At 43.5% G+C, this 13,378-nt stretch carries 15 protein-coding genes; all 15 read right to left on the reverse strand.

What is annotated here, in order from left to right; translation table 11 throughout:
- A partial coding sequence (locus tag RWP09_RS06645; RefSeq protein ID WP_314435639.1) for a valine--tRNA ligase occupies positions 1 to 2,566 on the reverse strand: 2,566 nt, incomplete at its 3' end.
- Entirely contained in the window at positions 2,559 to 3,137 is a 579-nt protein-coding gene (locus RWP09_RS06650; RefSeq protein WP_000550026.1) for an AAA family ATPase, read from the reverse strand. The genes RWP09_RS06650 and RWP09_RS06645, both read right to left, overlap by 8 nt.
- Positions 3,137 to 3,697 carry a GNAT family N-acetyltransferase gene (locus RWP09_RS06655; protein WP_000196175.1) on the reverse strand — a complete coding sequence of 187 codons (561 nt, stop codon included), beginning with the start codon at positions 3,695 to 3,697 and terminating at the stop codon, positions 3,137 to 3,139. The genes RWP09_RS06650 and RWP09_RS06655 overlap by 1 nt, the downstream gene beginning before the upstream one ends.
- The gene (locus RWP09_RS06660) at positions 3,684 to 4,262 is read right to left on the reverse strand and encodes a flavin reductase family protein (protein WP_314435646.1); all 579 of its coding nucleotides are present in this window, start codon (positions 4,260 to 4,262) and stop codon (positions 3,684 to 3,686) included. The genes RWP09_RS06655 and RWP09_RS06660 overlap by 14 nt, the downstream gene beginning before the upstream one ends.
- 283 nt (positions 4,263 to 4,545) lie before the next feature.
- Positions 4,546 to 4,941 (reverse strand): helix-hairpin-helix domain-containing protein, encoded by a 396-nt coding sequence (locus tag RWP09_RS06665; RefSeq protein WP_070842208.1) that lies wholly within the window; start codon positions 4,939 to 4,941, stop codon positions 4,546 to 4,548.
- Between the two features lie 95 nt (positions 4,942 to 5,036).
- Positions 5,037 to 5,291, reverse strand: coding sequence for a DUF1912 family protein (locus tag RWP09_RS06670; protein WP_000119706.1), 255 nt, complete (start codon positions 5,289 to 5,291; stop codon positions 5,037 to 5,039).
- A gap of 9 nt (positions 5,292 to 5,300) precedes the next feature.
- Complete coding sequence (locus RWP09_RS06675; RefSeq protein ID WP_314435650.1) at positions 5,301 to 6,635, reverse strand: DUF438 domain-containing protein; 1,335 nt, start codon at positions 6,633 to 6,635, stop codon at positions 5,301 to 5,303.
- Positions 6,635 to 6,868 (reverse strand): DUF1858 domain-containing protein, encoded by a 234-nt coding sequence (locus tag RWP09_RS06680; RefSeq protein WP_000368739.1) that lies wholly within the window; start codon positions 6,866 to 6,868, stop codon positions 6,635 to 6,637. Before RWP09_RS06680 ends, RWP09_RS06675 begins: the two co-directional genes overlap by 1 nt.
- A 415-nt stretch (positions 6,869 to 7,283) precedes the next feature.
- Positions 7,284 to 7,466, reverse strand: a complete 183-nt coding sequence (locus RWP09_RS06685; RefSeq protein ID WP_314435652.1) for a hypothetical protein — start codon at positions 7,464 to 7,466, stop codon at positions 7,284 to 7,286.
- A gap of 207 nt (positions 7,467 to 7,673) precedes the next feature.
- On the reverse strand, positions 7,674 to 8,024 hold the full coding sequence (rbfA, locus tag RWP09_RS06690) for a 30S ribosome-binding factor RbfA (RefSeq protein ID WP_314435655.1): 351 nt from the start codon (positions 8,022 to 8,024) through the stop codon (positions 7,674 to 7,676).
- A gap of 165 nt (positions 8,025 to 8,189) precedes the next feature.
- Positions 8,190 to 10,994, reverse strand: coding sequence for a translation initiation factor IF-2 (infB, locus tag RWP09_RS06695; protein ID WP_314435657.1), 2,805 nt, complete (start codon positions 10,992 to 10,994; stop codon positions 8,190 to 8,192).
- A 16-nt stretch (positions 10,995 to 11,010) separates the two neighbouring features.
- A complete protein-coding gene (locus RWP09_RS06700) occupies positions 11,011 to 11,310 on the reverse strand; it encodes a YlxQ-related RNA-binding protein (protein WP_314435661.1) in 300 nt (99 codons plus the stop codon).
- Entirely contained in the window at positions 11,303 to 11,596 is a 294-nt protein-coding gene (gene rnpM / locus RWP09_RS06705) for an RNase P modulator RnpM (RefSeq protein WP_000857561.1), read from the reverse strand. The genes RWP09_RS06700 and rnpM overlap by 8 nt, the downstream gene beginning before the upstream one ends.
- An 18-nt stretch (positions 11,597 to 11,614) precedes the next feature.
- Positions 11,615 to 12,751 (reverse strand): transcription termination factor NusA, encoded by a 1,137-nt coding sequence (gene nusA, locus RWP09_RS06710; protein ID WP_314435666.1) that lies wholly within the window; start codon positions 12,749 to 12,751, stop codon positions 11,615 to 11,617.
- A 43-nt stretch (positions 12,752 to 12,794) separates the two neighbouring features.
- Positions 12,795 to 13,274, reverse strand: a complete 480-nt coding sequence (rimP, locus tag RWP09_RS06715; RefSeq protein ID WP_001810863.1) for a ribosome maturation factor RimP — start codon at positions 13,272 to 13,274, stop codon at positions 12,795 to 12,797.
- Between the last annotated feature and the right edge of the window lie 104 nt (positions 13,275 to 13,378).

The raw sequence follows: 13,378 nt of genomic DNA on the forward strand, positions 1-13,378 counted from the left end.
TTTGGACGACTTCTGGTTTGGCATTGGCTACGAAGCGTTCGTTAGAGAGCTTCTTGCCGACCATGTCCAGTTCTTTTTGCCATTTAGCCAGTTCCTTGTCGAGTCGAGCGAGTTCTTCTTCGACATTGAGGAGGTCAGCGAGTGGCAAGTAGATTTCTGCTCCTGTGATGACACTTGACATCGCAAGTTCAGGCGCAGGGATGGTTGATGAAATTTCCAAGTGTTCTGGATTTGTGAAGCGTTTGATGTAGTTGACATTGCTGTTAAAGAAGGCTTCCAAGTCGCTATCGCTTGTCTTCACGAGAATGGTGATAGGCTTACTTGGTGCTACGTTCACTTCTGCACGCGCATTCCGAACGGCACGGATCAAGTCTTTGAGGCTTTCCACACCAGTGTGAGCTGCAAGGTCTTCAAAGGTTGGGTTGACAGTTGGGTATTCCGCTGTAACGATAGAGCCTTCTGAGATCTGGCCAAAGATCTCCTCTGTCACGAATGGCATGATTGGGTGGAGGAGACGAAGGATCTTGTCCAAAGTATAAAGGAGAACAGAACGTGTGATGACTTTCTCTTCTTCGTTATCGCTATAAAGGACTTCCTTGGTCAACTCAACGTACCAGTCCGCAAACTCGTCCCAGATGAAGTTGTAGAGGATGTGACCAGCTACACCAAACTCAAACTTATCAAAGTTGGCAGTTGCTTTTCCGATGGTTTCATTGAGGTTGTGGAGAATCCAGCGGTCTGTGACATTCCCAGCTTCCTTGTTAACAACTTTTTCCACATTGGCAGTTGCTTGCTCAAGGGTCAAACCTTCATTGTTCATGAGGATGTAGCGAGAGATGTTCCAAATCTTGTTAATGAAGTTCCATGAAGCATCCATTTTCTCATAAGAGAAGCGCACGTCTTGACCTGGTGCAGAACCGTTTGAAAGGAACCAACGAAGGCTATCTGTTCCGTACTTATCAATAACATCCATCGGATCAATCCCGTTACCAAGAGATTTCGACATCTTGCGTCCTTGCTCATCACGAATAAGACCATGAATCAAGGCATTTTTGAATGGCGACTTGCCAGTAAATTCCAAACCTTGGAAAATCATCCGAGACACCCAGAACGGAATAATATCATAACCAGTCACCAAAGTTGATGTTGGGAAGTAACGTTTGAAGTCTTCTGAGTCGACATCTGGCCAGCCCATGGTTGAGAATGGCCAGAGGGCAGAACTGAACCAAGTATCCAAGACGTCTTCGTCCTGAGTCCATCCGTCACCTTCTGGCGCTTCCTCGCCGACGTACATTTCACCCTCAGCATTGTACCAAGCAGGGATTTGGTGACCCCACCAGAGCTGACGAGAGATAACCCAGTCGTGGACATTTTCCATCCATTGGAGGAAGGTATCGTTGAAACGAGGTGGGTAGAATTCGACCTTGTCCTCTGTGTCTTGGTTGGCAATGGCGTTCTTAGCCAATTGGTCCATCTTAACGAACCATTGAGTAGACAAGCGTGGTTCAACTACGACACCAGTACGCTCTGAGTGACCAACACTGTGGACACGTTTTTCGATTTTAACGAGGGCGCCGATTTCTTCCAACTTAGCAACGACTGCCTTACGAGCTTCAAAACGGTCCATGCCTGCAAATTCGAAGGCCAAGTCATTCATAGTTCCGTCGTCGTTCATGACGTTGACTTGTGGCAAGTTATGGCGTTGACCAACCAAGAAGTCGTTTGGATCGTGGGCAGGTGTGATTTTCACGACACCAGTACCAAATTCAGGATCTGCATGCTCATCACCAACGATTGGGATTAGTTTATTAGCGATTGGAAGGATGACGTTTTTACCGATCAAGTCCTTGTAGCGTGGGTCTTCTGGATTGACCGCAACAGCTACGTCCCCAAACATGGTCTCAGGACGAGTTGTCGCAACTTCAAGGGCGCGTGAACCGTCTTCCAGCATGTAATTCATGTGGTAGAAGGCACCTTCCACATCCTTATGGATAACTTCGATATCAGAAAGGGCAGTGCGAGCAGCTGGGTCCCAGTTGATGATAAACTCACCACGGTAGATCCAGCCTTTCTTGTAAAGGTCCACAAAGACCTTACGAACAGCTTTTGACAAACCTTCGTCAAGAGTGAAACGCTCACGAGAGTAATCTACAGAGAGCCCCATCTTGCCCCATTGTTCCTTGATAGTAGTGGCATATTCATCTTTCCATTCCCAGACCTTGTCGAGGAATTTCTCACGACCGAGGTCATAACGTGTAATGCCCTCTCCACGCAAGCGTTCCTCAACCTTAGCTTGAGTCGCAATCCCCGCGTGGTCCATCCCTGGAAGCCAAAGTGTATCAAAACCTTGCATACGTTTTTGACGGATAATGATATCCTGCAAAGTCGTATCCCAAGCGTGACCAAGGTGAAGTTTCCCAGTTACGTTTGGTGGTGGAATCACGATTGAATAAGGCTTAGCCTTTTTATCGCCTGAAGGCTTGAAAACATCGGCATCAAGCCATTTTTGGTAACGACCAGCCTCAACCTCGGCTGGATTGTATTTAGGTGAAAGTTCTTTAGACATGTGTGTGTCCTTTCTCTATTGTATTCATTTTATCTTGAATCTGCTTAGCAGCTTCTTCTGCAGACAGATTCGTATTATTTATTTTAAGGTAGTGGTGTAGCTCATTCGGTTGGATTTTAGAATTTAATTGAAGGATTTCAGTGGTCTCTAAAATTTCTCTTTCAGATATCTCAATATGCCGTTTCAAGGGCTTGTGCTTCAACCGGTTCTCCGTTTGATTTCGACGTAAACGCTCCTCAAGACTTGTTTCCAACTCAACAAACAGAATCTCTTGATGAAAGTTATCCAATAAATCCTGAATTTGCTTTAAATAAAGCAGCTGGTACTGATTTGAAAAATCAATTACGTCAGTTAAAATTACTGATCGCTGATTTCTTGCACTTGCTCCAAGGAAAGAAAAGGTGATTCCACGAACAAATTCCCACATCTCCTCTGTATAATCCTGATAGATTTCTAGTGCAAAATCGATGGCTTGATGGTTATAAAAGAGGGTAGCATCTGTCAGTCGAGATAACTCTTGACCAATCGTCATTTTTCCTGAGGCCGGAGCACCAATGATGAAAAGATGCATCAAATCACCTCCCACTCACTCCTCAGTAAGCCATATATGAGACTGTCACAGCGGTTCCCTTGAACATCCTTTCGGTCTCTTATGCGAGCTTCGAGGGTAAATCCAAGCTTCTCTGCGACTCGTTGACTTTGGACATTGTAGCCAAAACAAGTTAGTTCAATCTTGTGAAGACCAAGTTCTTTAAAAGCTAGATCAATCAAGGCAAGCGCTGCTTCTGGTACATAGCCTCGCCCCCAATAGTCTGGGTGCAAGGTGTAGCCAATCTCCAGTACATCGTCTTCGTGCCGATGGTTGAAATCAACAGAGCCGATGACTTTATCGGTTCCTTTGACGACAATTCCGTAGCCAGCTGGGAGATTTTCCTTTTGATTACGCTCGGGCAGAATATGCTCCAGATAATAAACCTCATCTTCCAAGGTCTTGACAGGCGGAAAACTTGCTGGGTAGGCAACCTCTGGGAGACTAGCGTAGGCATAGATATCCTCGGCATCAGCGACTGTGCGGACTCGTAACACGAGATGTTCTGTTTCCAAGCGTTCTGGCAGTTCAGCTCTTGTCATCTTTCTTCCTCGCTTTCTTAATGCAGCTCCCCATAGGGTCTACTCGGTCATCTAAATAGCGATAAACGCGCTGGTGGCCATCCCCCATAAAGTAAGTCGGCGCAAAACGGTCATTCTTAAAATGCCCCTTGTCATCCAAGAGCTCTGGATCAACTAGTCTTTCGATAATCTTGGCAAAGATGTGACAAATACCGTCTTCCTCAATAATTCTATCAACTTGACATTCTAAAACGACTGGACAAGCCTCTAAAATCGGTGCCTGAGTCCGTTCAGAAATCTCGTAGTCTAGCCCCAGGTGTTCCAATTTCTCTCGATGACTGATAAAACCAGCCTGCTCCATCTCGAGCATGAGATTTTCATCAAGTATATTCACAGTAAACTTCTGGTAATGCTTGATTTGCTCAGCCGCATTTTCCTCAGCACCAACACCGATGACTAGCCAATTTCCCACACTATAGGAGGAACTACAGGTCGTAATATTGTGTCCAAAATTCTGATCCTGATACCCCAAAATGAAGATAGGAAAGCCATAGTAGAGTTTACTTGTTTTAAAAGATTGCTTCATAACAACCTCCTTTGACTATGACGCAAAAGAAAAGCCCTGCCATCTACATGACAGGGACGAATGTATTTATCCGCGGTACCACCCAATTTCGGGCAGTTGCCCGCAACTCTCGTCTTTAAAACAAAAAGACACTTTTATTTCAAATTTTCATCCATTAGCAACTAGTTTTGACACATTTGTGGACTTCTCAGCTCCGCCACTTTCTGTAAAATGTAGGATTCAAAACACCTCTAATGGCTCTATTGTAGCAAGATTTTTTCGGAAATGCAAGGCTCAAGAAAGATTACTTGAACTTGATGCCATTTTCCTTCAATTTCTTGATTGTAGCTGGGCCGATTCCTTTCAAGGCAAGGAGTTCTTTTTCAGTCCAGTTTTTGAAATCTGAAGCAGACTTGATTCCTTCATCATAGAAAGTTTTGGCACGGTCAAGTGGAAGTCCACCCAAGTTTGCTGCAAAATCTTCCACAGAGTTGGCTACTTTTTGAGCTTGCTCTTTAGTAGCTTCTACTGCTTGTTCAACTTTTTTAGAAACAACCTTACCAGCTTGGCTTGCTGACTGCTCTGCACGCTTAACGACTTTTTTTGTCTCTTCTACAACCTTCGTCACAGTACTTGAAAAGGCACCTGCGCGACGGAGGCTATTTCGTAATTGTTTTTTACGATTGAGTTTCTTTGACATGATAAAATCCTTTCAATAAAAAACCCCTGCTCTGACAAGGATTTAATATAAATATTCTATCAAGATTTTAGTAAAAAATCAAGAATCTATCTCGTTTAATAATTTCGCTCACCAAACAATCCATCTGGCAAATCATGGAATCCCTTGCCTGCTTTGAAGTTTTCAAACTTACCAAGCAAGAACTGATAAGCATCCAGGCGACTTTCGTAGCGAATCATGGCATCTTTGGCACGCTCGTCCTGGTCTTCTTCGTAAACTTTTTGACTTTCCTTGTGCGCCATGTCGTTGATCATGATTTGGGTATTGACCCAAGCTTCAAATTCCTTCATAAATTCTTGTTCGTAACTCATTTTTTCTCCTTATTCTAATCCACGGAAATAGTCCGTATCAATCTCTCGGTAGGGCTGGATATCCTGAACGTATTCCAGCACTCCTTGGAATTCTCCCTCTTCATCATGGACTGCAGCGTATGTGATGTGGACAAACTTGCCTCGCGACTCAGACTTGAACCACATCTCATACTTATCCTTGACTCCTTCACGAAGACCCTTCATAATGGTCTTTACCTTGTCCAAATACTTAGGCGGATGGCAGAGTTCGACATTGCGCCCAACTTGGGACGGGGTCCGTTTGAAAATCATCTCGTCAGCTGGCGTATTGTCATTGTAATACTGGAAAATATCGTCTTTATTGACAAAGGTAATCTCCATAGGGAGATGATTGAGGATGAGATTAGCCTGCTCGACTGAAAGATAGCCATTCCCAAAAGTCTGTTGACTATGGCGGTCCAGCACTGCTTCCTTTTCCTTAGGGGTAAAGGTAATGGTAAACTGTCCTTCTGGCGTATCGATAACTTGTTGAACTTGGCCTTCTGGCGTATCTAGCTGAATAGGCTCCTCTGCAATCTTTTCCTCAACAAAACTCTGACGTTCTGGCACCCATTTTTCTGACGGACGGATGATGGCATAACCATAGGCATCGCTCTCCTCCGCAATCTGAAGCCAGTCGTCCTGAGTAAAGGATTCAAGGAGAATCATGAGAAGGATGGACTCTTCCTTGAAAATCATACTTTCAAACTCTGTCGCAAAGGCTTCAAAATCTTCTTTCACAGTAGAAATCGGCACTTCAGGTAGTGACTTGGCTGTCGCTAGGGCTGTCTGAAAGAGTTCCCTGATCTGATCATCCACTCCCCACATGACTTTTGGAGGTGAATCGTGACCATAGCGCTCCATGATAGGAAAGAAGAGTTCTTCTTTACGTTGGTAATGAATATCAAATTGCCCCACAAGTCCCATCTGACGCACCAAGCCTTTACGCATCTCCGCAAGCATCTCTTCATCTTTCGTAGATTCGTAGGTATCTAGCAATCTCCGAATGCGAATCAAGGCCGCACGGAGAGCCAGATTTTCTTCTTTAAATACCCGAACTGGGTGACCTGGATGCTCGGTATCTGCAACTTCGACATCCTTAACAGCATTTTTAAAAAGATTGGCATGGACATCACAGAGTTCCATGACATCTTCAAAGGTGACACCTGAGTCCGAGTTCATCAGCTCGTGCTCCATAAGGGAAATCTCGATAGCTGAAACACCTGTAAAGGTCGCATCAAAACGCTCCTGAACCGACTCAGGAGAGGCGCCATTATGCAATTCTAACAAAATATCCCGTAGGACATGAATCCTTTCATCTGCCATTAGTCTAATCCAATCACTTCGTAGCCATTGGCTTCCAACGTGCGGACAATCTTATCCATAGGGGTTCCTTCAAGCTTAGAACCCTGTTTGAGCGATACTTTGCGACCAACAGTATTACGCATCAAGGGATTGGCAAGGGGTTTAAATCCAAGCTCAACTAAGATTTCCAAGACTTCTGGATGCTTGTCCACCACTTCTGCAACAGGAATTGACACATCGATGATATTGTCCATGACGACCTCCATTGTATGTTCTAATACTCAATGAAAATCAAAGAGCAAACTAGGAAGCTAGCCGCAGGTTGCTCAAAACAATGTTTTGAGGTTGTGGATAGAACTGACGAAGTCAGTAACCATACCTACGGCAAGGTGAAGCTGACGTAGTTTGAAGAGATTTTCGAAGAGTATAAAATGATTTTACTGCTTATATTATACCACAAGGAAAGAGATTAAAAAACTAGCAGTAGAGTTCCTGCTAGTTCTCTGCGATTTGGATTACCATCTAAATAAGTTTAAAGAGCCAATCCAATATTTTAAATAATAGCTTATAAAACAGCAATTGGACTATAAAAGAGATGATCATCCAAAAGAATTTCAAAATCCCAATAATCGGTTTGATAAAAATAATAGCAAGAAGACCCAAAAAATTTCATTTTCTATCCTCTGGCTTGATGAGCCACCGAGCCGTATCCATTAACTTGTCTGCGATAAAGAGTTTACCCAGACCGACAACAGCATGGTCATCTTTCTTTATCGTTTTCATGACTTTTACACCTTGTATGGTCAAAAAGTAATTCCCGCAAGTTTTAGCTAGAGTTTTTATAAGGCCCATATTATCTTCCCTCGTTTAACTACACTTTCAAAATATTAACTATACCAGTCTTACTGGCCATTTCTGTGAAATTTACTCTTTCTAATCCCTATAATATCATACAAGTTGAATTTTATAAAGCTTTTTAATAATGTTTAACTCTAGAAAGATTCCGCCAGTATGTTTTATAGCCATTTCCCCACCAAAAAAGAGGGTTTCCCCTCCTTCTTAGTTCTTATCCAGATTGCGTAGCATTTCATCAATCTTGTTTCCATATTCGATGGATTCGTCTTTGACGAAGGTCAAATCTGGGATTTTGTACAATTTCAAATTGCGACCAAGTTCACGTTTGATGGTACCAGTTGCTTTTTCAAGCCCGATTTGGGCTTTTTGATTATCTGAAGCAAGGCCACTCAAAATGGTGTAGTAAACCTTGGCTACAGACAAGTCACCTAGCATCTGAACATCTGTGATGGTCACACCTTGGACACGCGGATCACGGACTTTCTTTTGCAAAATCTCATTGACTTCACGCTTGATTTCCATGCCCACACGATCCGTACGGAAATGATTTGCCATGATATTCCTTTCTCTACTTTGAACCAAAAGCTAGGCCAGCAGACCTAGCTATTTCTATTAGATAGAGGAACTAGAGCCATTTGAATCTAGGAAACAAGCCTTAGATAGAACTGAAGTTCATCAAGGCGATGTTGACGACGAGTCAAATGAGCTATCGTTTCTCTATTATCTCTTGATTTCTTCCATGACATACGCCTCAATCACATCATCAGTCTTGATATCATTGTAGCCATCAATCATCAATCCACCTTCACGGCCGTTTGTAACTTCTTTGACGTCGTCTTTGTAGTGTTTCAAGCTTGCGAGTTCTCCATCATAGATAACAACACCATCACGAATAACACGGACTTTTGAGTCACGGGTAACCTTACCGTTGATAACCATGAATCCACCGATAGTTCCCACTTTAGATACCTTGAAGGTTTCACGAATAACCGCTTCACCGATAATTTTTTCTTCAAATTCTGGATCAAGCATCCCTTTCATGGCTTCTTCCATCTCTTCGATAACCTTGTAGATAATGCTGTGGAGACGGATTTCCACATCGTCAGCTTCGGCTTGTTGACGAGCTTGTGGTGTAGGGCGTACGTTGAAACCAACGATAAAGGCATTTGAAGCTTCGGCAAGAGTCACGTCTGATTCGTTGATAGCACCGACCGCTGAGTGGACGATGGTAACTTTGACACCTTCCACATCAATCTTTTGAAGTGAGGCAGAAAGGGCTTCAACAGAACCTTGTACGTCGGCCTTGATGATCACGTTAACTGACTTGAGTTCACCAGCTTTAAGCGTATCAAAGAGGTTTTCAAGACTGACACGTTGGGTAGCTTGACGTTGTTTCATGAGGGCACGTTTGGCACGCTCTTCACCTGCTGCACGCGCAGATTTTTCATCCTCGTAAACGGCAAAGTGGTCACCCGCCATTGGCGCTTCGTTCAAACCTGTGATTGAGACTGGTGTTGATGGCCCTGCAACCTTAACACGACGACCAAGGTCGTTGGTCATAGCACGAACACGACCGAAGGTATTTCCGACAACGATTGGATCTTGGACATTCAAGGTACCTTGTTGAACAAGAAGGGTTGCGACCGCACCTTTCCCTTTATCCAAACGAGCTTCGATAACTGTACCGATAGCACGCACTGTTGGGTCTGCCTTAAGTTCTTGGATTTCAGCCACAAGAAGGACTGTTTCCAACAATTCTTCGATGTTTTGGTTGAATTTAGCTGAGATTTCAACAAATTCAGAATCTCCACCCCAAGCTGTTGACATGACACCATGCTCTGCCAATTCACCGATAACGCGTTCTGGGTTAGCACCTGGTTTATCAATCTTGTTGATGGCTACGATGATTGGAACGTTGGCCGCTTTTGAGTGGTTGATGGCTTCGATTGTCTGAGGCATAACCCCGTCATCTGCCGCTACGACCAAGATAGTAATATCGGTAACAGAAGCACCACGCGCACGCATAGATGTAAAAGCCGCGTGTCCCGGTGTATCAAGGAAGGTAATCTTCTTGCCATTTTCCACGATTTGGTAGGCACCGATATGCTGAGTGATACCACCTGCTTCACCTGTTGCAACGCGAGAGTTACGAAGGGTATCTAGGAGGGTTGTTTTACCGTGGTCAACGTGTCCCATGATAGTTACAACTGGTGGACGCTCAACCAATTCATCTTCATTAAGATAACCATCTTCAACAAAGAAACGCTCGATGTCGGCATTATCCACTTCAACCTTTTGTTTGGCTTCGATACCATAATCCACCATGAGGAGTTCAATTGTTTCCCCATCCAAGGATTGGTTTTGTGTGGCCATGACACCCATCATAAAGAGTTTCTTAACGATTTCAGCTGGTTCACGTTTGATACGTTTTGCGATTTCCGCAACCGTCATACCATCTGTATACTCAAATTCTGTTGGCAATTCATGGAATTTACGCTCTGTAACAGGTTTTGGAGCCTGATTGCGGTTGTTTTGCTTATTGCCTTTTTTATTCTTTTTGTTATTACTATTATTCCAGTTACTGTTCTTTTGATTTCTCACTTGATTTTGACTACTTCGATTCTTTTGGTTTTTTCTGGGACCATCTTCTTCGTGATCATAATCGTCACGTTCTTTATCTGGTCGAGCTTGTTTTTTACGACGTGTATCCACTGCAGGTTCTTTTTTCTCAGGCACCACTTCAATTACTGCTTGAACTTGTTGCTCTTGTTGGGCTTGTTCAGCTAGTTTAGCAACCTCTTCAAAGATTTCTTCTGGCTCCTTGCGTTTGTTTGCTTGAGCCAAGGCTTCTTTAGCAGCCTGATATTGCTTGAAGCGTTCCTCACTTGAACGTGCATACTCTGCATTTTGCTCTGCTTTTAGGGCTGCTGCACGGGCTTTAAAGTCAATACGTGGAGCCGCTTGATTTGGACGCTTGTCCTCTTGTTGGCGACGCTCATTTCCACGATTTTGCTGACCTTGCTGTTTCTTAGTTTGGTCATTAAAGCGACGATTGTCGCGATTGCCTTGACCTTGTTTTCCACCATTGCGGTTATCATTCTTTTGATGATTTCCCTTTTGTTGGTCACGGTTATTGTCCTTATTTTGCTTGCGTCGTTCTGCCTGCTCTTTGGCACGAGCTTCACGCTCAGCCTTGAAATTACGGCTTTGCGGTTTAGCTACTACTTTTTCTGTTTTAGGAGCGACTGGCTCAGCTTTTTTTGCCTCTTCCTTGGCTACAGCTGGTTTAGCTGGCCCAGATTTTTCGGCTTTCTTTTCTGCACTTGCTTTTGGTGCTGCAGGTTTTGCTTCTTCTTTCGGAGCAGCTACAGTCTTAAAGCTGGCAGCGATTTTTGCAGCGACAGCTTCTTCCACACTTGATGAGTGGCTTTTCACATCCAAGCCCAACTCTTTTGCACGCGCTACAACTTCTTTACTTTCTTTTCCAAGTTCTTTTGCGATTTCGTACAATCTTTTCTTAGACAAATCATGTCCTCCTCTTCTATTCCATAAGAGACCTCATTTTCTTTGTAAATCCAGCATCTGTTACAGCCAAAACCTTTCTCGATTTCCCGACTGCTATGCTTAATTCCAGTGTTGAAAACACGGTTACAATTTCTACTTGATAATAATGACTTTTATCTTGAATCTTCTTGGTCAGATTAGGTCCAGCATCATGGGCTAGGAAGACCAACTTGGCCTTCTGATCTTGAATAGCCTTAACCACCAATTCCTCACCCGATATGATACGCCCTGCTCGTTGAGCAAGTCCCAAGAGATTGCTTATCTTTTGCTTATTCAAGTCCTAACTCTCTTCTTTTCACTTTGTGATCCACATAAGCGATCAACTCGTCATAAAAGCTTTCATCCACTTCCATGCTAAAGCTACGGTTAAAGACCTTCTTCTTTTTCGCCTCTAGGGCTTCTGCATTGTCTAATTTGATATAAGCGCCGCGGCCATTGGCCTTGCCTGTCGGATCGATAAAGACTTGTCCTTCCTTGTTCTTGACAATACGGAGCAAATCACGCTTATCAATCACTTCATTGGACACAACAGACTTGCGCAAAGGGATTTTTCTCGTTTTCATATTCTCCCCTAGCAGCTTTTATTCTTCTACAGTTTCGTTTTCTGCTTCCAAACCTACTGAAGCAGTTTCTTCCATAGCTTCAAATTCACTAGCAGACTTGATATCGATACGGTAACTAGTCAAGTGAGCTGCCAAACGAACGTTTTGCCCACGACGACCGATAGCAAGAGAAAGCTTGTTATCAGGAACAACCACCAAGGCACGTTTGCTGTCGTTTTCATCAAAGATAACTTGGTCAACTTCAGCAGGAGCAATAGCATTGTAGATAAATTCGGCTGGATCTGCTACCCACTCGATAACATCGATATTTTCCTCGATTGGCACCATACGATCGTTTTTAGCATCGTAGCGAGCTGGGTGGAATTTGCTGGTAATCTTCTTGATATTAGCTCCACCACGTCCAACGATTGTACCGATAGCGTCCACGTTGGGATTATGGCTACGAACGGCAACCTTAGTACGGTCACCAGCTTCACGAGCTACGCTCATGATTTCAACAGTTCCATCATAAACTTCTGGAATTTCTTGCTCCATCAAACGTTTGATCATTTCTGGATGGCTACGGCTAACAAAGACGTTGACACCGCGAGGGTTGTCTTCAACTTTGTAGACATAAACTTCAATACGATCATGAGAAGCAAAAACTTCTCCAGGAATTTGGTCTTGTTTTGACAATTGGGCTTCAATGCTACCAAGGTTGACATAGATGAAGCGGTTGTCAAAGCGTTCTACTGTACCAGACATGATTTCTTGTTCATGCTCTTTGTAAGTATTGTAAGTGATGGCACGTGTTTGCTTGCGCATTTTTTCCATGATGGTTTGTTTGGCAGATTGGGCTGCTACACGACCAAACTCAGCAGGTGCTTCTTCAAACTTAATTTTGTCACCAAGTTCATAGGCTGAATTAATGGCAAGAGCATCTTTCAAGCTGATTTCCAAACGGCTATCAAATACTTCATCAACCACTTCACGGACAGTATAAACTGTAAAGTCACCTGTTTTTTCGTTGAAATCAATAGCTACGCTGTCTGATTGACCATAGCGTCTGCGATAAGCGGAACGAAGCGACTCTACCACTGCGTCGATGATATCTTCTTTTTTGATTCCCTTGTCTTCTTCCAAAATGCGGAAGGCCTCTAGCATTTCTTTACTCATGTTTTCTTCACTTTTGAATCCTCAAAAGCTATCCTTTCTTTTTCTATAATTTAACTGCTAAACGTGCTTTTGATACTAAACTGTATGGAATTCGGACAGTTTTCTTACGTGTCTTGTCCATATATTCCATAGTCAACTCATCCTCTTCGAAGGCCAACAAGGTTCCTTCAAAGACCTTTTGCTTATCGATGGCTTGGTAGAGCCCGACATGGATGTATTTCCCAACCGCTCCAGCAACGGCATCCTTGGTTTTCAAAGGACGTTCCAAGCCTGGACTGGTGATTTCTAGGAAATATTGTTCTGGGAAGGGATCTGGCTTGATGGTGTCTAGGACAGGACTGATAATTTCTGTCAAGTCTGCCGTGTCGTTCAAGGTAATTCCTTCAGGTTTATCTACAAAAATACTGAGAATCATGTCACTGCCAATCTTTCCATACTCGATATCCACGAGTTCGAAAGGAGCTTCTATGACAGGTTCTACAACTTCTCTGACTAATTCTACGATTGTTGCGATTGCGTCCACCTCCTCATAAGCAAGAGGCGAAGATATTTCCCCGCCTCTCTTTCTCATATTCTTACTCTTAGTATAGCACGTTTGCCAACTTATGTAAAGCAAAAGCACTTATA

The organism is uncultured Streptococcus sp., assembly GCF_963521255.1.
Lineage (GTDB): Bacteria > Bacillota > Bacilli > Lactobacillales > Streptococcaceae > Streptococcus.